At 65.2% G+C, this 19,608-nt stretch carries 16 protein-coding genes and 1 tRNA gene; 6 read left to right on the top strand and 11 right to left on the bottom strand.

Annotated elements, in window-relative coordinates:
* On the bottom strand, positions 1-936 hold a 936-nt coding region (locus F6X62_RS24800; protein WP_153774993.1), incomplete at its 3' end, for an MFS transporter.
* A 100-nt stretch (positions 937-1,036) separates the two neighbouring features.
* On the opposite strand from F6X62_RS24800, the gene F6X62_RS24795 reads away from it, so the two are divergent.
* Positions 1,037-1,465 (top strand): helix-turn-helix domain-containing protein, encoded by a 429-nt coding sequence (locus F6X62_RS24795; RefSeq protein ID WP_153774992.1) that lies wholly within the window; start codon positions 1,037-1,039, stop codon positions 1,463-1,465.
* Positions 1,466-1,548: 83 nt separating this feature from the next.
* On the opposite strand, the gene F6X62_RS24790 is transcribed toward F6X62_RS24795, so the two are convergent.
* Positions 1,549-2,481, bottom strand: coding sequence for an NAD-dependent epimerase/dehydratase family protein (locus F6X62_RS24790; protein WP_151926341.1), 933 nt, complete (start codon positions 2,479-2,481; stop codon positions 1,549-1,551).
* Positions 2,474-3,358 (bottom strand): sugar nucleotide-binding protein, encoded by an 885-nt coding sequence (locus tag F6X62_RS24785; protein ID WP_054893583.1) that lies wholly within the window; start codon positions 3,356-3,358, stop codon positions 2,474-2,476. The genes F6X62_RS24790 and F6X62_RS24785 overlap by 8 nt, the downstream gene beginning before the upstream one ends.
* A gap of 435 nt (positions 3,359-3,793) precedes the next feature.
* On the opposite strand from F6X62_RS24785, the gene F6X62_RS24780 reads away from it, so the two are divergent.
* From F6X62_RS24780 to F6X62_RS24770, 3 genes are read left to right on the top strand one after another with little or no spacing between them, the layout of a single operon-like run.
* A complete protein-coding gene (locus tag F6X62_RS24780; protein ID WP_153774991.1) occupies positions 3,794-4,837 on the top strand; it encodes a hypothetical protein in 1,044 nt (347 codons plus the stop codon).
* Positions 4,838-4,856: 19 nt separating this feature from the next.
* Positions 4,857-5,651, top strand: coding sequence for a TSUP family transporter (locus F6X62_RS24775; RefSeq protein ID WP_153774990.1), 795 nt, complete (start codon positions 4,857-4,859; stop codon positions 5,649-5,651).
* An 8-nt stretch (positions 5,652-5,659) separates the two neighbouring features.
* Complete coding sequence (locus tag F6X62_RS24770; protein ID WP_153774989.1) at positions 5,660-6,505, top strand: alpha/beta hydrolase; 846 nt, start codon at positions 5,660-5,662, stop codon at positions 6,503-6,505.
* Positions 6,506-6,563: 58 nt separating this feature from the next.
* Here F6X62_RS24770 and F6X62_RS24765 read toward each other — a convergent pair whose 3' ends face one another.
* Positions 6,564-7,376, bottom strand: a complete 813-nt coding sequence (locus F6X62_RS24765) for a helix-turn-helix transcriptional regulator (protein WP_054893579.1) — start codon at positions 7,374-7,376, stop codon at positions 6,564-6,566.
* Positions 7,377-7,554: 178 nt separating this feature from the next.
* On the opposite strand from F6X62_RS24765, the gene F6X62_RS24760 reads away from it, so the two are divergent.
* Both F6X62_RS24760 and F6X62_RS24755 read left to right on the top strand, forming a co-directional pair.
* Positions 7,555-8,997, top strand: coding sequence for a sodium:alanine symporter family protein (locus tag F6X62_RS24760; RefSeq protein ID WP_153774988.1), 1,443 nt, complete (start codon positions 7,555-7,557; stop codon positions 8,995-8,997).
* A 72-nt stretch (positions 8,998-9,069) separates the two neighbouring features.
* A complete protein-coding gene (locus tag F6X62_RS24755) occupies positions 9,070-10,059 on the top strand; it encodes an asparaginase (RefSeq protein WP_153774987.1) in 990 nt (329 codons plus the stop codon).
* A 119-nt stretch (positions 10,060-10,178) separates the two neighbouring features.
* Here F6X62_RS24755 and F6X62_RS24750 read toward each other — a convergent pair.
* From F6X62_RS24750 to fdnG, 7 genes are all read right to left on the bottom strand, one after another.
* Positions 10,179-10,274 (bottom strand) — tRNA-Sec (locus tag F6X62_RS24750).
* A gap of 6 nt (positions 10,275-10,280) precedes the next feature.
* Positions 10,281-12,203, bottom strand: coding sequence for a selenocysteine-specific translation elongation factor (gene selB / locus F6X62_RS24745; RefSeq protein WP_153774994.1), 1,923 nt, complete (start codon positions 12,201-12,203; stop codon positions 10,281-10,283).
* Positions 12,200-13,627, bottom strand: coding sequence for an L-seryl-tRNA(Sec) selenium transferase (gene selA, locus F6X62_RS24740; RefSeq protein WP_153774986.1), 1,428 nt, complete (start codon positions 13,625-13,627; stop codon positions 12,200-12,202). Before selA ends, selB begins: the two co-directional genes overlap by 4 nt.
* Before the next feature lie 167 nt (positions 13,628-13,794).
* Positions 13,795-14,721, bottom strand: coding sequence for a formate dehydrogenase accessory protein FdhE (gene fdhE / locus F6X62_RS24735; protein WP_153774985.1), 927 nt, complete (start codon positions 14,719-14,721; stop codon positions 13,795-13,797).
* A 4-nt stretch (positions 14,722-14,725) separates the two neighbouring features.
* Positions 14,726-15,382: a formate dehydrogenase subunit gamma gene (locus F6X62_RS24730; RefSeq protein ID WP_054893574.1), complete on the bottom strand. Its 657-nt coding sequence runs from the start codon at positions 15,380-15,382 to the stop codon at positions 14,726-14,728.
* On the bottom strand, positions 15,379-16,329 hold the full coding sequence (fdxH, locus tag F6X62_RS24725; protein WP_153774984.1) for a formate dehydrogenase subunit beta: 951 nt from the start codon (positions 16,327-16,329) through the stop codon (positions 15,379-15,381). Before fdxH ends, F6X62_RS24730 begins: the two co-directional genes overlap by 4 nt.
* Entirely contained in the window at positions 16,329-19,397 is a 3,069-nt protein-coding gene (gene fdnG, locus F6X62_RS24720; protein ID WP_153774983.1) for a formate dehydrogenase-N subunit alpha, read from the bottom strand. The genes fdxH and fdnG overlap by 1 nt, the downstream gene beginning before the upstream one ends.
* Between the last annotated feature and the right edge of the window lie 211 nt (positions 19,398-19,608).

Raw genomic sequence — 19,608 nt, 5'->3', positions numbered from 1 at the left:
CACCACACCGGCTACCAGCGCCAGCAGCGACTGCCCGACGAACAGGCTCGGCAGCCACGACAGTGTCAGCAGCCCCAGCGCCAGCCCTGTGGTGCGCTGCCCCAGGCCGCGATCAGCCAGGCGCCCGGCACGCGATGCGGCAAGGGCTCCGGCGACACCGGCCAGGCCGAACAGACCGATCTGGGTGTGGGTCAACTGCAGCGCACTCAACGGCAGCACCATGCTGCTCCACAGCACGCTGAACGCGGCGAAGATCAGCAATGCGAACACACCCCGCTGGCGCAGCAGGCGATCATCGCGCAGCAGCACCGCCATGGAGCGCAACAACGCCCGGTACTGTTGGCGCTGCCCCAGAGGTCGTGCAGCGGGCATACGCCAGCTGAGCAGCACGACCATCAGCAGCTCCAACCCGGCAGCAGCGAAATAAACCCCTCGCCAGCCAGCCAGATCAGCCACGACTCCCGCCATCAGCCGCGCCAGCAAAATCCCCAGCACGATGCCGCTGGTAACCGTCCCCACCGCCTGCCCCTGCTGCGCCGGTGTCGCCAGAGTGGCCGCCTGGGCGACCATCAGCTGCGTCACCACGGCCATCAGCCCGACCATGCCCATGGCCGCCAACAGCGCCGCCCAATGCTGGGCCAGGCCGACCGCGACCAGCGCCAGTGCCGACAGCAGCAACTGCGCGAGGATCAAGCGCTTGCGGTCGAGCAGGTCCCCTAGCGGCACGATCAGCAGCAATCCCAATGCGTAGCCTGCCTGGGTTGCGCCGACCACCCAGCCGACCTGACGACTCGGCACGCCCAGGCTCTGGGCCATGGACTCCAGCAGGGGCTGGGCGCAGTACACCGTGGCCACCGCCAGTGCGCAGGCTGCGGCCAGCAACAGGGTCAGGCCGCGAGTGAGTTGAAACGAAGATGCATCGTGGGCGGATGACATGCAGACTCCTGGCAATCTGGTTTCAAAACAAAACCACACGCTGGATTTCTAGCAAACCTGGTTTTAATCTGCAACCAAACTGGCTCATCCGGAATGATCGATGCTCGACGAAAACAACAGCCGATGCCCCGTGGCCCGGGCACTCGAAGTGCTGGGCGACCGCTGGGCACTGATGATCCTGCGCGACGCGTTCGATGGGCTGCGCCGCTTCAGCGAGTTCCAGAAGAACCTGGGGCTGGCGAAGAACATCCTCGCCACGCGCCTGAAGCTGCTGGTGGAAACAGGGCTCATGGAGCTGCAGCCGGCGTCGGATGGCAGTGCGTACAAGGAATATGTGCTGACAGAAAAAGGCCGCTCGGTGTTTCCGATCATGGTGGGCCTGCGTCAGTGGGGGGAGCGGTTTCAGTTCGAGGCGGGCGAGGCGCGTTCGGTGCTGCTGGACAATGCCAAGGGCGAACCTGTGGCGAAGCTGGAAGTACGGGCGCGGGATGGGCGGGTGCTGGGGCCGGAGGACTGTCGGCGGGTTTGAAGGTGTTCTGGCCTGTCAGGGCTTGTTCGCGGTACTCCACTGTCCTGGAGATCAGTGGAGTACCTGGAAGGCCAACGTGTTTGTCAGTCTTTGCCCAACAAGCGCGCCAGCCCCTCGGCGATCGGGGTCGCCTGGGGAAAATCAAAACGCGCCAACAGTCGGTGGTTGTCCGCCCGCGAGTGGCGGATATCACCCGCGCGCGCCGGGCCATGGCTGATCGCCGGCAAGCTGCCAACCACCTGCTGCAATGCCGCAAGCAAGTGATTCAGCGAAGTCGCCTGGTTCAAGCCGATGTTCACAGCGCCCTCTTCCACCTGCGGCTGCTCCAGCGCCTGCACCATCACCTGCACCAGGTCGCCGACATAGAGGAAGTCGCGGGTCTGCTCGCCATCGCCGAACACGGTGATCGGCAAGCCCTTGGTCGCACGCTCGCAGAAGATGCTGATCACCCCCGAGTACGGCGACGAGGGATCCTGGCGCGGCCCGAAGATATTGAAGAAGCGGAACACCACAGGCTCCAGCCCATGTTGGCGGCGGTAGAAGTCCAGGTACTGCTCGCCAGCCAGCTTGTCCACGGCGTAAGGCGTCAGTGGCGCCTTGGGCGTGTCCTCGGTGATCGACTGGCCTTCGCCATTGTTGCCGTAGACCGCCGCGCTCGAGGCGAACAACACCCGGCGCACACCATTGATGCGCATCGCCTCGCAGACATTGAGAGTGCCGATGAAGTTGCTCTGGTGGGTCTTGACCGGGTCGTCCACCGACGCCTGCACCGACGCGACTGCAGCGAGGTGGACCACCGCCGCGCAACCGGCGGCTGCACGGGTAACCAGTGCAGTGTCGGCAACATCACCTTCGATCAGTTGCAGGCGTGGATGATCGATCTGCAGGTTGCTGCGCTTGCCGGTGGACAGGTCATCGAGAATGCGCACCGCATAGCCTTTGTCCAGCAGCGCATCGCACAGGTGGGAGCCGATGAAACCAGCTCCGCCGGTAATGAGGATGGGGGCATCAGCCATGACGATAGAAACGGTCCAGTAGGGGCGGCAAGCCGGCGCGCCAGGCGCGGGGCTTGATGCCGAAGGTATGAAGGATCTTCTTGCAGGCCAGCACCGCATGCTGCGGCTCCTCGCTGGCATCCGGGCGCGCGGCGTGGGCCTGTGCGGTGGGGGCCTGCACGGCCAGCTTGTGCCACTGCGCTGCCTCGGAAAGGATAGCTTGTCCCAGCGCCAGCGGTGTGGTCGCCTCGTTGCCGGCGTAATGGTAGGTGCCCCACAGCGGCGCATCGCAGTCCAGTTGCTTGATCACCGAGAGGATCACCCGGGCGGCATCGTCGACCGGCGTCGGGTTGCCGCGGCGGTCATCGGCCAGCAGCAGCTCCTGCGGTTGCTCGGCGCGCGTCAGGAAGCGCCCGAGTGCGCCGTCGATGCTTTCGTCCAGCACCCAACCGAAACGCAGCAGCACATGCTGCGGACAGGCCGCACGCACGCTCTGCTCGATGCGCCACAGCGCCTGGCCACGCAGGCCCAGCGGCACCGGTTCGTCCTTCTCGCTGTAGGAGGTGGCGCGCGAGCCGTCGAACACGCGATAGCTGGAAGGCTGGACCAGCGTGATCTCGTGGTGCTGGCACAATTCGGCCAGACGCTCCACGGCACGTTCCTGAAGGGCCAGGCGCTGTTCGCTGACCGACTCGGCCTGGAACCAGTCGAAGTAATAGGCCAGGTTGACCAGGGCATCGGGGCGGTGATCGTCGAGCAACTGGGTGAGGCTGGCCGGATCCCAGCCCTCGTCGGGCGGGCGCGGTGCCAGAAACGCGATGTCTTCCTCGGCCCCGAGACGAATCAGCGCTTGCCCGAGGGCATTGCCACCACCCAACAGCATCAGGCGCATACGCATAGAGTCAGCAGGTCCGCTCAGATCGATTAGGGAAAGGGGCCATTTTGCGGTTTCCGCCAGGGGAAGTCCAACCCTAGGGGCTTCCTCGTCTGCACGTAGGAAGTTTCCAACAGGCATCGAAGCTTTCTCTGTCGCTCACATAAAACCGGTCTTGCACCACGCCGGACGAAAACCTTGAACTAATAGCAGAGACCGGGCATGGCAGCCCCGTATGCGCACCCGATAACCAGGAGCACCACCATGACGCGCCGGCTTCGATCTTCACATCGTTTCACGGCCGTGAAATTTTCCAACCCCTCTTTTGCACCTTCGGAAACTACCCGATACTGCGCGGCAGTTGGCCATTACCGTCTGGAGTCTCCCCAGTCAGGTCAACTCACTCCAGCTGTCGGCCGGCACGGAACGCCAACACAACAATAACAAGGAAGGTTTCCCATGCAGGATTCCGAAGTCGCGTACCTGGAATTTACCCAGGATCAAGCCGATGCGCTGTTCGTCGCCAGCCAATCCCTCGCCCGACTCGGCGGCCCGGAAGTCTTCGGGGCGGCCGGCAAAGCACGGCAATGCGCCGAAGCGCTGACAAGATCGCTCGATGCCCAGCAACAAGCGACACTGCGGCGCTTCGCCGACGGCACGCTGTCTGCACTGATGTACCGCGGCATGAGCTGCCCGGAGCACGATCCCATCCCCGAAGACCTGCCTGAGCTGCAGGGCCTGGAGCACGATCCCCGCTGCATCTACCTGGCCTCACGCAACCAGATCCTGCTGGAGCTGGTGCGCTACCGGGCGTTCGCCTTCGATATCGACAACGAAGGCAAGCAGGTGCGTCTGGTCGGCAACTTCAAGGGCGGCGGCAGCCAGCCGCGTCCGCAGGAATCCCGCGACACCCGCGTGGAACTCAGTTCCCACGCCGGCCTGCGCCTGGGCCCACACACCGAAGCTCCATACAACTGCTCGGTGATCGCTCGCGATGACCATTCCCCGGCACCCTCTGCGCTGATCCTCACCGCGCGCTGGAACCCGGCGAACGAGCCGACCCACGTCATTCCCATGCGCGAGGTCATAGAAGGCTTGGGCAGCCTGCACGCGCTGGCGCTGACCTCAGCGTCGTTCGACTTCACCCGCAGCGACTGTTTCGTCGCTGGCAGCGGTGAACCGGAGCAGGCCACCGCGATGCTGCAGTTCGACGCCAATGGCGGCTTTGCCCTGCGCTACAACTCGTACCGGTTCTCGCTCAACGACCAGGCCAGCGACCTCGCCGCCCAGGCCTTCGACGCTTTCCAGCAGCGGGTCGCCGAGACGCGGCCACGGCCCTTCGTGCTGCAACCGGACACCGCCCTGGTGATCAACAACAACCGCGCCCTGCATGGTCGCGACATCGTCCAGGACAACCGTCGCCTGCTGGTGCGGCTGTTCGGCTACTCCCCCTTCGCCCAACCTCGGGTGATCACTCCGGATCCGCTGCTGGTGCGCGGCTGAATAAAAGGAACGTGCGGTAATGATGGAAATCGATGTCTCCCTGCTGCTGACCCTCGCGTCGGTGGCGCTGATGGCCGGCTTCTTCGACGCCATCGCGGGTGGCGGCGGGCTGATCACCCTGCCGGTACTGTTCGTCGCCGGCATCGACCCGTTGGCGGCCATCGCCACCAACAAGTTCCAGGCGGCCTCGGCGACGGTGTCGGCCACCGTCGCCTTCGCCCGCAAGGGCATGATCGACTGGCAACGCGGCCTGCCCATGGCCGCCATGGCCTTCGCCGGCGGCGCCCTCGGTGCGCTGTCGGTGAGTTTGGTGCCCAAGACGTTCTTGCAGGCCTGCGTGCCGGTGCTGCTGATCCTGGTCGCGGCCTACTTCGCTTTCAGCCCCAAGCCCGACGAGCACGAGCGCAAGGCGAAGATCTCCAACGCCGTGTTCTGCCTGACCGCCGCCCCGCTGATCGGCTTCTATGACGGCGTGTTCGGTCCCGGGGTGGGTTCGTTCTTCATGCTCGCCTGCGTAATTTTGCTCGGCCAGCACCTGCTGCGCGCCGTGTGCAACAGCAAGCTGCTCAACACCGCGTGCAACCTGGGCGCCCTCTCGGTATTCTCGCTGAGCGGGGCGATCATCTGGCCCCTGGCCCTGGCGATGGCCTGTGCCGCGTTCATCGGTGCGCAACTCGGCGCACGCTGCGCGGTGCATTTCGGACCCAGGCTGATCAAGCCGTTGCTGGTCTGCGTGTGCTGCATCATGGCCCTCAAGCTGCTGCTTGGCGCAGGCAACCCGCTCGGTGAATGGCTGCAACATCAGTTCCTCTAGGGAGCGCCATGGACTTCGCGAACACCTCCGAGCAACGCAGCACCTGGCAGTACGACGAACCTGCCCCAGGCACCGAAGGCTTCATCGACGAAGCATTCGACGGTTATCAACAGCAGGCACGCCTGCTTTTGCCGGACAGCGAGCGCGCTCCGCCACTGTTCGTGGTCGGCGGCGCACGCTCCGACTTCACCCGCCTCAACCCGCTGCTCTATCGCCTGCAACGCCAGGGCATCGGCTCGCTGACCGGCAACCTGTCCGGCCACAGCCAGGCGAGCGAACCCGGCGCCAGCGCACCGACCCTGGCGATCAACCTGCAGGAGGCCCGGCGCTTCCACCGGCATATCGCCGAACGCTGCCGTACCCTGGTCGGCCACAGCCTGGGTGGCGCCATTGCCCTCAAGCTTGCGGCGCAACTGCCAGACATCGACAAGCTGGTGCTGATCTGCCCGGCGGTCTACCCCGATGACGCCCACGACGCGCCATTCGGGCCGGCCTTCAGCGCGGCGATCCGCAAGCCCTACGCCTTTCTCGACTGCGACAGCTACGCCTTCCTGCGCCAGTTCCAGGGGCGGGTACTGCTGGTGATCGGCGAGTACGACGGCCTCAACTCCCAGACCCACGGCCAAGGCCCCGGCACCAGCGCCGGTACCCGAATGCTGCGCGGTGTGCAGCGCTACAGCCCGATACCGGAGGAAGTCACCCATGCGCTGCTGCGCTCGGTGCCGGCGCCCCATGTGGAGTGCCTGTTGCTGACCGACTGCGACCACGGCATCGCCGCACACCTGCGCGATGCACCGGAGATTGCCGATCAGGTGGCGGATACGGTGGCGGCGTTCATTCTCGACCAAGGGTGACCGGTTCGGCGCTGCGACTTGCCTGCAAAGCAGACGCCGCGGTGTAGAGCCGAAATCCCTATTCGATCTCGAACAACCCATTGCTGATCGCGCCGGCACCGAGCCGGTCGCGAATGTCGTCGTCGATGCGCGGGTCGTCCGGGCGATAGAGCTTCACCTGGCGATAGGCATTGATACGGTTGATCTCTTCACCAAGAAACTCCCACACCACGCGGGTGCAGGCAGGGTTGCGCCGGTCGCCGCTGGAGACCCCGGTCTTGAGCCCGTTGAGGCGGGTGATACGGCTCTTGAAGCTGGGAATGAGCACGGTCTGGCTCATCTCGTTGAGGGTCAGCGACTCGTAGTCGATCAGGAACACCCGATCCTGCAACTGGAACGCTGCGCCCAGGTAGCGGCAACGCACCTCCGCATGCTGGCTGCCGGCACTGCTGCGCTCCTGGCGTTCCTGGCGCTCGAACAGGAAGCTGCCGCGCTCTTCCCACAGGTGCACCAGCGACACCAGGATCGAGCCCGGTACCGACATGCAGTTGGAATATTCGAAGTAGTAGCCGCAATAGCGCGACAGGTTGCCGGCCTGGGCATGCAAGGGCTTGAACAGCTCGCTGATCGGGTCGTCCTGCGGGCCTGACGACACCGAAGGGTTGCGCGCACCGATCAGCCGGGCGAACTGTTCCGGCGGCAGGTTCAGCTCGTAATCCTCGACCCCGAAGAAATCGCCGATGCGCTTGAGGTTGTAGGTCGTCGGCTGGCTCTGCCCGCTCAGGTACTTGTTGAATTGCGCGCGATTTATCGACAGCTGTCGGCAAACCTCTGAAATAGAGCGGTAGTGACTGCAGGCGAGTTTGAGATTGGCGGCTAGAAAATCGGCCATGAACGGCGTTCCAGGTGATGCGAGTGGTGCAAGTCTAGCATCAAGTCGCACCAAAACAGAGCAACCCGCGAAATTGTAACCACAGGTGTCATGACCAACCATGCGCGCCAACGATAGCGCGCGTCTCTGTCGCCGCTGGTCACTCCACACGAAGAATAAGAATCGAGGTCATTTTCCAATGCTCGAAGCACTTAACGATTTCCTTTCAGGAAAACTGCTCATCGTCCTGATCGTCGGGCTCGGTAGCTACTTCACCATTCGTTCCCGGTTCGTCCAGTTCCGCCACTTCGGCCACATGTTCGGCGTGTTCAAGGAGTCCCTGCGCGGCCAGGCTGGCCAACTGAGCTCGTTCCAGGCCCTGATGCTGAGCCTCGCCGGCCGCGTCGGTGCAGGTAACATTGCCGGTGTCGGCATCGCCGTGACCCTGGGCGGCCCAGGCGCAGTGTTCTGGATGTGGGTCACCGCACTGGTGGGCATGTCCAGCAGCTTCTTCGAATGTACCCTGGCCCAGGTCTACAAGCGCGCCGACGGCGACGGCCTGTACCGCGGCGGCCCGGCCTATTACATTCAGCACGGCCTGAAGCTCAAGAGCATGGCGATCGTGTTCTCGATCCTGCTGCTGGTCACCTACGGCTTCGCCTTCATCGGCCTGCAGTCGTACACCGTGACCCATTCGCTGCAGAACGCCTTTGCCTTCGACCCACGCCACACCGGTATCGTCCTGGCAGTGCTGCTGGCCATCACCTTCATCGGCGGCATCAAGCGCATCGCCGCGGTGTCGGACCTGCTGGTGCCGATCAAGACCCTGGCCTACATCGGCGTGACCCTGTACGTGATCGGCACCCAGATCGAACACGTGCCTGCCATGCTGGAAACCATCTTCAAGAGCGCCTTCGGCCTCGACCCGGCCTTTGCCGGCCTGCTGGGCAGCGCCATCGTCATGGGCGTGAAACGCGGCGTGTTCGCCAACGAAGCGGGCCTGGGCAGTGCCCCGAACGTCGCAGCCGTGGCGGCGGTGAAGCACCCGGGCGCCCAGGGCGTGGTGCAGGCCTTCAGCGTGTTCCTCGACACCTTCGTAATCTGCACCTGCACCGCGCTGCTGATCCTGCTGTCGGGCTTCTACACCCCAGGCTTCGAAGGCGACGGTATCGTCCTGACCCAGAACTCGCTGGCCGCCGTGGTCGGTGACTGGGGCCGCATCTTCGTCAGCGTCGCGCTGTCGCTGTTCGTCTTCACCTGCATCCTCTACAACTACTACCTGGGCGAGAACAGCCTGCAGTTCCTGAGCCGCAACCGTGTCGTGCTGATGGCCTTCCGCGGCCTGGTGCTGGCGCTGGTGGTGTGGGGTTCGATGCAAGACCTGTCGACCGTGTTCGCCTTCGCCGACATCACCATGACCTGCCTGGCCTTCGTCAACCTGGTCGCCCTGGCCCTGCTGTTCAAGGTCGGCCTGCGCGTGATGCGCGACTACGACGCACAGCGCAAGGCCGGCATCAAGCAGCCGGTGTTCGACTCCAGCAAATTTGCCGACCTGGACCTGGACCGTGCCGCCTGGCCAGCCAATCCTCAGGCTGAAACAGCCACTGACAAAGCTCCTGGCGAACTTCAGCACCAGCGCTGATACCCTGCCCTGCCCGGCCGCCCCGCTCGTGGGCGGTCGGCTTTCCTTCGCTCCTCGCTTCGGAATCCTTCCATGGGTGCAGTCAAGAATCTCCTCGTTCTCTACACAGGTGGCACCATCGGCATGCTGCAGACCCCCGCGGGCCTGGCGCCGGCGGGTGGCTTCGATGCACGTATGCGTGACCACCTGGCACAGCGCAATGACGCGCCGACACTGCAATGGACCTTGCGCGAGCTCAACCCGCTGATCGACAGCGCCAACATGCAGCAGGCCAATTGGCTGGCGATGCGTGATGCCATCGTCGAGGCGGTCGAGCATGACGGCCATGACGGCGTGCTGGTACTACATGGCACAGACACCCTGGCCTACAGCGCGGCAACGTTGTCGTTCCTGCTGCTCGGCCTGCAGGTGCCGGTCCTGCTTACCGGCTCCATGCTGCCGGCCGGTGCGCCAGACAGCGACGCCTGGGACAACCTGGTCGGCGCGTTGCGTCAGTTCGAGCAGGGCCTGGGCAACGGCGTGCAGCTTTACTTCCACGGCCGGTTGCTGCACGGCTGCCGCGCCTCGAAACTGCGCAGCGAAGCCTTCGATGCGTTCACCGTGATGGAACGCCACCGCGAAGGCGAGCGCGCTGCGCAGATCCCTGCCAGCCTGGACTACCGCCAGGTGCGCCAAGCGGTGAAGCTGGCGGTGCTGCCGGTGTTCCCGGGGCTGCGTGCAGATTACCTGCGCGGGCTGTTCGACGCGGGGGTCCAGGGCTTGCTGCTGGAGTGCTATGGCAGCGGTACCGGCCCGTCCGATGACCAGGCACTGCTCGACGCGCTGCACGATGCGCGTCAACGCGGGGTGATGATCGTCGCGATCAGCCAGTGCCCCGAAGGCGCGGTGGTGTTCGACACCTATGCCGCCGGCAGCAAGCTGCGCGATACCGGGCTGGTCAGTGGTGGCGGGATGACTCGCGAAGCGGCGCTGGGCAAGATGTTCGCGCTGCTGGGGGCTGGGTTGGATGTGGAGGCCGCAGAGCGGTGGTTTGCATTGGACCTGTGTGGGGAGCGGGCTTAGGTTTCAGCCTGTCATGGCCTCTTCGCGGGCAAGCCCGCTCCCACAGGGATTTCCACAGTTCTTGAGAATTGTGCTGTACCTGTGGGAGCGGGCTTGCCCGCGAATGGGCCTGGCGAAAATGGCGGAAGGCAGCGGGAGTCGAACCTGCCCGGGAACGGCTGCCGTCCCCAACCGGGTTTGAAGCCCGGCCGCGCCACCGGGCGCGATTGCCTTCCTTGAACTCAGGGCCTGGCCTGCTGCCGGGCCAGCGCGCTATCGGCGCGGATGTGACGTTGCTCGGCAACCCTGCGGGTCAGGCCAAGCCGGTCGAAGTACTCGAGAATCTGCACGCTGCGCTTGCGACCGATGCCCAACATATCGCGAAACGCCGCCACCTGCACTACCGGCGTGTCCTGTGTCTGCCGCAACAACATCTCGGCCATGCGCTGGATCGTCTCCTGCGGGTAGAACAGATCGCGCACCACCTGGTGCAGCACTCCCAGCCGCGCCAGCTTGCGCATCAGCAGGCGCACGTGGGCTTCCTCCACCTGCTCGGCTGCAGCCAAGGTCCTGACCCAGGGCGGATCGAACGCGCCGTCCAGCAAACGCGGTTGCAGACGCTCCCAGAGCGCAGTATCGGCGTCACTCAACTGCACCTTGTGATCCGGCAGGTGCAACCACGGGCCGCTGCTGGCGACTGCGCCCTCACCGAGCAACTCGTCAAGCAGGCTGACAAAGGCGGCACGCTCCAGCGGCAAGGCGCAGAAGCGGCGCAGGCGGTCGCGGTCGGGGCCAAGCTGGTCGGGCTCCTGCTCGTGGAACCGCGCCAGTTGCTCGAGCACTTCATGCCTGAGCGCCTGCCATTGCTGACGATCGAACAGCAACGGCCCCTGGCGGGTGGCAATCACCTGGACGTCATCGGGCAATCGCCAACTGTCACGCAGACGGTTGAACTGTCGCTCCAGGCGCTGCGGGTCGAGCCCGGCGGGAGCCGCCGCCAGAAGGGCCGGCAGGGCCTGCTCCAGATCGCAGGCATCGCGCAGTACCTGCAGTTGGCGCAAGCGCGACTCGCTGCGGCGCTGCCTGCTGGGGGCGAAAGGATCAAGCACCCGACCACCGCCGAGGGTGCGCTGGGCACGCTGGTCGCGCAGCACCAGGCGGTCGCCATGCACCGCCTGCAGCGGCGCGTTGAGCAGTAACTGGGCGAACATGCGTTGGCCTGCCGTCAGAGCCTCGCCCTCCAGCAGCGCCACCCGCGCGGTCACGTCCTGGGTACCGAGGTGCACATGCACCGCGCTGAAATGCTCGAAGGTGCGCGTTTCGCCCGGCAACAATGACAACTCGATATCGATACGCGAACTGGGCGCATGCAGCCACTCGGGCACCAGCCAATCGCCACGGTGCACCTGCTCCACGGCCAGGCGCTCGGCACTGATGTTCAGCGCCACGCGCTGCCCGGCCTCGGCCACCAGCGCGGCCTGGTTCTGTGCATGCAGGCCACGCACCCGCACAGCTTTGCCAGCCTTGCCCAGCAACAGGGTGTCGCCCGCGCTCACCTGCCCGGCCAGTGCGGTGCCAGTCACCACCACACCGGCACCGGAAACGGCGAAAGCACGGTCAATTGCCAGCCGAAAACCTCCCTGGCTCCCGCGCCGCAGCACCTGCGTGCGTGCCTCGACCAACGCCTGGCGCAGCACTTCGACGCCTTCACCGGTCACGCTGGACAAGACGAACTGCCGAGCCCCGGCGTAAGGCCCGGGGGCCAGCAGCGCTTCGATCTCGTGCTGGACTTCCAGCAGTCGCGGTGCCTCGACCCGGTCGCACTTGCTGATCGCCACCAGCGCCCGGGGAATGCCCAGCAGCTCGATGATCGCCAGGTGTTCACGGGTCTGCGGCATAACGCCGTCATCAGCGGCCACTACCAGCAACACCAGGTCGATACCATGGGCGCCGGCGAGCATGTTGTGGATAAAACGCTCGTGACCGGGGACGTCGATGAAACCGGTCAACGGCTCGCCTTCGGCCAGCGCCGCATAGCGATAGCCGAGGTCGATGGTCATGCCCCGGGTGCGTTCTTCCTGGCGCTGGTCGCCGGCCTGGCCGGTCAGGGCCTGGAGCAGCGCAGTCTTGCCGTGATCGATATGCCCGGCGGTGCCGACGATCACTGCACCGGCCCCAGCTGTAATGCCGGCAACTGGGCCAGCCACTGGATTTCGTCATCCAGCTGACGCAGGTCGAGCCACAGGGCATCGTCATCGATGCGGCCGAGCACCGGCACCGGCAACTCGCGCAGTGCGCGCTCCAGCACCCTCAGGCTGCGACCACGCAGCTTCTTCGAGACCTGTGGGCGCAGGCACAACGCTGCGCTGGGCAGCCGCGCCACCGGCTGGCTGCCGCTGCCGATCATGCCCAATGCGGGCTCGACCGTGACCGTCCACTGCTCGCCCAGTCGCTCGGCCAGTTCCGGCGCCAAGCGCTGCGCCTGGGTTGCGATCTCGTCCTGGGGCCGGGTCAGCAGGCGCAGGCTGGGCAAGCGTTCGGCCAGGCGGTCGGGGTCACGGTACAGCGCCAGCACCGCCTCGAGCGCCGCCAGGGTGATCTTGTCCACACGCAGCGCGCGCTTGAGCGGGTTCTTCTTGATCCTGGCGATCAGCTCCTTGCGCCCGACGATGATGCCCGCCTGCGGACCACCCAGCAGTTTGTCGCCGCTGAAGGTGACGATATCGGCGCCGTCCGCCAATGCCTGACGCACCGTCGGCTCGGCGGGCAGGCCCCAACGGGTGAGGTCGAGCAGGCTGCCGCTGCCCAGGTCTTCGAGCAGCGGCAGATCATGTTGATGGGCGATGCGCGCAAGATCGGCGGTCGGCACCTGGGTGGTAAAGCCCTGGATGCTGTAGTTGCTGCAATGCACGCGCATCAGCAGGCCGGTGCGCGGATTGATCGCCGCCTCGTAGTCGCGGGCATGGGTGCGGTTGGTGGTGCCGATCTCGTGCAGGCGCACACCGGCACGGGCCATGATGTCGGGGATGCGGAAGGCGCCGCCGATCTCGATCAGCTCGCCACGGGAGATGATCCCTTCCTTGCGCGCACCCAGGCTGTTGAGCGCCAGCAGCACGGCAGCGGCGTTGTTGTTGACCACGGTGACTGCCTCGGCGCCGGTCAGCTCGCGGATCAGGCCCTCGATCAGGTCATCGCGGTCACCGCGCTTGCCGGTGGCCAGGTCGAACTCGAGGTTGAGCGGATAACGGGCGGCGGTCTGCATCGCCTGTACGGCCTCTTCCGGCAACAAGGCACGACCGAGGTTGGTGTGCAGCACCGTGCCAGTGAGGTTGAAGACCCTTCGCACCTGGCTGCGCTGGTGGATCGCCAGGCGCTCGCCGGCGCGACCGAGCAGGATTTCAGCAGCCAGTTCGACGGCACTCAACTGGCCAAGGCGAGCGGGTTCGCGCAGGTCGTCGAGCAGTTGACGCAGGCTGGCCAGGGTCGCGTCGCGGCCATGGCGATCGAGCAAGGGCTGGCAGGCGGGGTGGCGTAGCAGGGTGTCGATGGAGGGCAGGCGTGGCGCTTGATTGGCGAGGCTTGACGACATGCGGTACTACCTTGGTTGATCCGGTGTCTGTAATGGCCCTTTCGCGGGCAAGCCCGCTCCTACAGGTTACCCGTCGTCCGCAAAGGTGGCGGGGTCATTGCAGGAGCGGCGGTTCGCCGCTGCGACTTGCCCCGCGATAGGGGCGGCTCGGTGTGCAGTGTAGACCCTCATCCTCCTCCAGGCGCCAACATCAGGTTCGGCGCCAGCCGATGAAAGCCCTCCTCGTCCAACCGGATATCCAGCGCCAGGCTGGCCAGGTCATCGGCCAACGCCTCGCCCATCGCGTCATTTTCCAGGTAGCAGTGCTTGAGGTAGGTGTTGCAACCAGGGCAGCACTCCGCGCGCAACGGCGCCTTGCCCGGGGCGTGACGATCATCCTCCAGGCTGGAGTAGCGCAAATCCTTGCTCGACTCGCAGTACACACACTTGACCCGCACCACATGCCACTCACAGGCGCACAGCGAACAGGCCAGATACCGCAGCCCGTTGTGCTTGCCGCGGTTGCGCACCAGGCCCGCTATCGCTGGCGAGCCGCAGCACGGACACTGCGCGAGGCTGCTGCCGGGCTTGAGCTCATCGCTGGGCAAGCCCCGCCGCCAACTGGCCCAGGCCGCCTGCAACGCAGCGCCGATGAAAGGCACCAGCGCCGCGGGCACGGCATCGTACTGACCGCTCAGCAAGGCGATACCCCAACCTTTACGCTGGCTCTCTTCGCTGCTGTGCAGAACCTTCAGGGCATCCGCCAGGGCACCCTGCTCCGGTACCTCGAAGCGATCCAGCAGCGCCTCCAGCCAGACCAACCACGGCCCTTCCCGCACCAGGCTGTCGGCCGCCAGTGGCGGCAGGCCGTGGCTGATGCACAGGCGCTGACGCTGCTCGGCGACCGGCACGCCGGAGGGTGGATTGTCGAGCAACTGCTGCTGCACCCGGCACAGGCGCGCAACCAGCCTCAGGTAGTCGCCAAGGGCATGGCCCTGGGCAAGCTGCTCCAGTCGCGCCGCGCGCAGTTCGAACAGGTTGTCGGCGGGCTGGTGGAGAAACGGCGGCATTACCGCCGACGCTTCGATCTGCCCGGGTTCGAGAATCGTGCTCAAGCGCTCATCCTTCTTTCCGTCCGGGGTTGTGCGGCGTCTTGTCGCCGGTCACGTCCCGGTACCACAGCTCATGATGTTTGCGTGCCCAGGCGCGGCTGACCCAGCCGTGCAGCATGGCGCCGACCGAGCCCTTGATCCAGATCCCGGCATAGATGTGCACGATGATGCTCAGCACCAGCACGAACGCCGCCAGGGCGTGCAGCAAGGTGGCCAGGCGAATCGCGCCGATGTCGAAGTACTGGCTGAACCAGGCGCGCCAGATCACCACGCCACTGACCAGCAGGATCAGCATGCACACCAGCAAGGTCCAGAACAGCAGCTTCTGCCCGGCGTTGTACTTGCCGATCGGCGGCACGCCTTCTTCCTCGTTGCGCATCACCCGATCCACACGGCGCAGCCACAGGCGGTCGTTGGCGGTGATGAAGTTGGCTCGCCAGAAGCGGATCACCAGCCCCAGGAAGAACACGAACATCGCCACCCCGAGGAAGGGGTGCAGGATGCGCGTCCAGGGGCCGCCACCGAACAGGTTGCTGAGCCAGAACAGCGCCGGATGGAACAGCGCCAGCCCCGACAGCCCGGCCATGAAGAACAGGATCGCGACGATCCAGTGGTTGGTCCGCTCGTTGGCGTTGTAGCGCAGGATAGGCTTGTTGTCGTTCATGGCCGCTGCTCCCCTTGCCCGCCGGACTTGCCCGGGTCATAGACGTGCACTGCCGGATCCACCTGGTGCACGCTGGTATCGGTCGGGGCGGGATGCTCGTCCTCCTCGACCCGCTGCGGCCCGACCCGCACATAGTGGAAGAACCCGGCCAGGACCGCCGCGCCCATGGCCAGCAGCGCCAGCGGTTTGCTGATGCCTTTCCACAACCCTACCAGTGGGCTGATCACCGGCTGGTCCGGCAGGCCTGCATACAGCCTGGGTGTATCGGCGTGGTGCAACACGTACATCACGTGGGTGCCACCAACACCGTCCGGGTCGTACAGGCCAGCGTTCTCGTAGCCGCGCGACTTGAGGTCGACGATGCGCTCGTCGGCATGCACCTTCATCTCGTCCTTGCTGCCGAAGACGATCGCCCCGGTCGGGCAGGTCTTCACGCAGGCCGGCTCCAGGCCCACGGCCACGCGGTCGGAACACAGGCTGCACTTGTAGGCCTTGTGGTCTTTCTGCGAGATTCGCGGGATGTTGAACGGGCAGCCGGTGATGCAATAACCGCAACCGATGCAGTGGTCCTGGTTGAAGTCGACGATGCCGTTGGCGTGCTTGATGATCGCGCCGGGGCTCGGGCAGGCCTTGAGGCAGCCAGGGTCGGCGCAGTGCATGCAGCCGTCCTTGCGGATCAGCCACTCCAGGTTCCCGTCGTCGCGCTCGTGCTCGGTAAAGCGCATCAGGGTCCAGGTGTCGGCGGTGAGGTCCTGCGGGTTGTCGTAGGTGCCGTGGTTGTGGCCGACCTCGTCGCGCAGCTCGTTCCACTCCGAGCACGCCACCTGGCAGGCCTTGCAGCCGATGCACTTGGTGGTGTCGATCAGCTTGGCGACCTGCTCCTGCTGGCGTACCGAAGGCGGTACGGTCGTGGTGGCCGAGCGGGCGATGATATCTTGCTGGGCCATCAGATTTTCTCCACGTTGACGAGGAACGACTTGGACTCCGGCGTCTGGGTATTGCCATCACCGAGGAACGGCACCAGGGTGTTGGTCAGGTAGCCATGCCGGGTCGAACCGGTGAAGCCCCAGTGCAGCGGGATGCCGATCTGGTGCACGGTCTGGTTATTGACCTGCAGCGGACGGATCCGCTTGGTCACCACCGCCACCGCCTCGATATGCCCACGCTTGCTCGACACCCGCACCCGATCCCCCGCCTTGATGCCCTTCTCGCCGGCCAGCACTTCGCCGATCTCGACGAACTGCTCGGGCTGGATGATCGCGTTAAGGCGGCAGTGCTTGCTCCAGAAGTGGAAGTGCTCGGTCAGCCGGTAGGTGGTCGCTGCGTAGGGGAACTCCTCGTGCTTGCCGAGGGTGTCCCACACCGAATCGAAGATCCGACCTGCCGGGTTACTGGTGGCCTTCTTGTTGTTCGGGTGCAGCGGGTTGATCCCGATCGGCGTCTCGAACGGCTCGTAGTGCTCGGGGAACGGCCCCTCGGCCATCTTGTCGATGGCGAAGAAGCGCGCCACACCTTCGGGGTTCATGATGAACGGATTCATCCCCGCTTCAGGCGGCGAGTCGACCTTGAAGTCGGGCACGTCAGTGCCGCCCCAGGCCTTGCCGTTCCACCACACCAGGCGTTTCTTGTGCGGGTCCCACGGGTTGCCCTGCGGGTCGCTGGAGGCGCGGTTGTAGAGGATGCGGCGGTTGGCCGGCCAGGCCCAGGCCCAGTTCTGTACCTGGTGCATGCCGTAAGGGTCGCTGTTGTCGCGCCGGGCCATCTGGTTGCCTTGCTCGGTCCAGCAGCCGGCGAAGATCCAGCAGCCGGATGCTGTGCTGCCGTCATCTTTCAACTGGCCGAAGCCCGACAACTGCTGGCCGCCCTTGATGGCCAGGCCACTGGCGTCGGTCATGTCGCTCACCGCCCAGCCGTTCATCTCCTTGGCGAGCTCTTCGGGGGAAGGCTCGTCGGGGATCTTGTACGGCCAGCTGATGTTGAGCATCGGGTCGGGGTAAGCGCCACCTTCGGACTTGTAGCGCTCACGCAGACGCAGGAACAGCTCGCTCATGATCTGCACGTCGGTGCGCGTCTCGCCGGGGCCGTCAGCGCCCTTCCAGTGCCACTGCAGCCAGCGGCTGCTGTTGACCAACGAGCCGTCCTCCTCGGCAAAGCAGGTGGTGGGCAGGCGGATCACCTCGGTCTGGATATTGGCCGTGTCGACATCGTTGTACGGCCCGGCGTTGCGCCAGAACTCGGATGTCTCGGTGGCCAGCGGGTCCATGATCACCAGCCACTTGAGCTTGCCCAGCGCTGCGGTGACGCGGTTCTTGTCCGGCAGCGCGGCGATCGGGTTGAAACCCTGGCACATGTAGCCGTTGACCTTGCCCTGGCTCATCATCTCGAACATGCGCAGCACGTCGTAGGCCGCCACATCGAGCTTGGGCAGCCAGTCATAGCCCCAGTTGTTCTCGGCGGTGGCGTTGGCGCCATACCAGGCCTTCATCAGGCTGACATGGAACTTGCCATAGTTCTGCCAATACGAGAGCTGGCCCGGACGCAGCGGCTTGGAGGCGCGCTTGTCGATGAACGCGGCGTAGTCCTGCTCGGCATCGCCGGCCAGCGTCAGGTACCCCGGCAGCGAGTTCGACAGCAGCCCCAGGTCGGTCAGGCCCTGGATGTTGGAATGCCCGCGCAGGGCGTTGACCCCACCGCCGGGCATGCCGACGTTGCCCAGCAGCAGCTGGACCATCGCCGCACTGCGGATGATCTGCGCGCCGATCGAATGCTGGGTCCAGCCCAGGGCGTAGAGGATCGTCATGGTCTTGCCCGGCACGGCGCAGGTGGCGATCTCTTTCCAGACCTTCATCATCTGGTCCTGCGGCATGCCGCAGGTCATGCTGGCGATTTCCGGCGTGTAGCGGCTGTAGTGCTGCTTCATCAACTGGAACACGCAGCGCGGGTGCTGCAGCGTCGGGTCGACCTTGGCGAAGCCGTCCTCGCCCAGCTCGTAGCCCCAGCCGGACTTGTCGGCATAGATCCGCTTGGCCGCGTCATAGCCACTGAACAGGCCGTCTTCGAAGCCATAGTTCTCTTTGACGATGAACGACACGTCGGTGTAGTTGCGCACGTATTCGTGCTGGATCTGGTCGGTCGTCAGCAGGTAGTTGATCAGCCCTCCCATGAAGGCGATGTCGCTGCCGGTGCGAATCGGCGCGTAGTAGTCGGCCACCGAAGCGGTCCGGGTGAAACGCGGATCGACCACGATCAGGCGCGCCTTGTTGTGCGCCTTGGCCTCGGTCACCCATTTGAACCCGCAGGGGTGGGCCTCGGCTGCGTTGCCGCCCATGACCAGCACCAGGTTTGCGTTGGCGATGTCAGACCAGTGATTGGTCATCGCGCCACGGCCGTACGTCGGGGCAAGACTTGCCACCGTCGGGCCGTGTCAGACACGCGCCTGGTTGTCGAACCCCAGCATGCCGAGTGAACGGATGACTTTATGAGTCAGGTAGCCTGCTTCGCTGGACGCTGCCGACGCCGCGAGGAAGCCCGTGCTCAGCCAGCGGTTGACCGTCTGGCCCTGGGCGTTCTTCTCGATGAAGTTGGCATCGCGGTCCTGCTTCATCAGCGTGGCGACGCGGTCGAGCGCCTCGTCCCAGCTGACCCGCACCCATTCCTGGCTGCCCGGCTTGCGCATCTCGGGGTATTGCAGGCGGCTGGGGCTGTGGATGAAGTCGAGCAGCCCGGCACCTTTGGGGCACAGGGTGCCGCGGTTGACCGGATGATCGGCGTCGCCTTCGATGTGGATGATGTTCTGTTTGACGTTCTTGCCCGCATCGCCCTGGCTGTACAGGATCAGGCCGCAGCCGACCGAGCAGTAGGGGCAGGTGTTGCGGGTTTCTTTGGTGTGCGCCAGCTTGAAGTGGCGCACCTGCTCGGCGAACGCGGCTGTCGGGGCCATGCCCAACGCCGCGAGGCTCGAGCCTCCAAGGCCGACGGCGGCGACCTTGAAGAATTGCCGACGGTTCAGGTCCATCGTGCACTCCTGATCAGGTTTGGACGCACGGGACATTGCCGGCGCCTCTGGACTTCACGGTGGCGGTAGACAGATACCGCCAGCGTTAAGCCTAGACAAGATTCCGAGAAGTGCTATGACAAGGGTCAATGGATGCCGCCAAGGCATCTCGGTTTCCTGTAGGAGCGGGCTCGTCCCGCGATGGCGGCGGTGTGGCCAGCATCGCATCGCG

Origin of the sequence: Pseudomonas sp. MNR3A (genome assembly GCF_009650575.1) — a bacterium.
Lineage (GTDB): Bacteria > Pseudomonadota > Gammaproteobacteria > Pseudomonadales > Pseudomonadaceae > Aquipseudomonas > Aquipseudomonas machongensis.
Note: the sequence above shows the minus strand (reverse complement) of the source record. Positions and strands in the feature narration are given on the sequence as shown.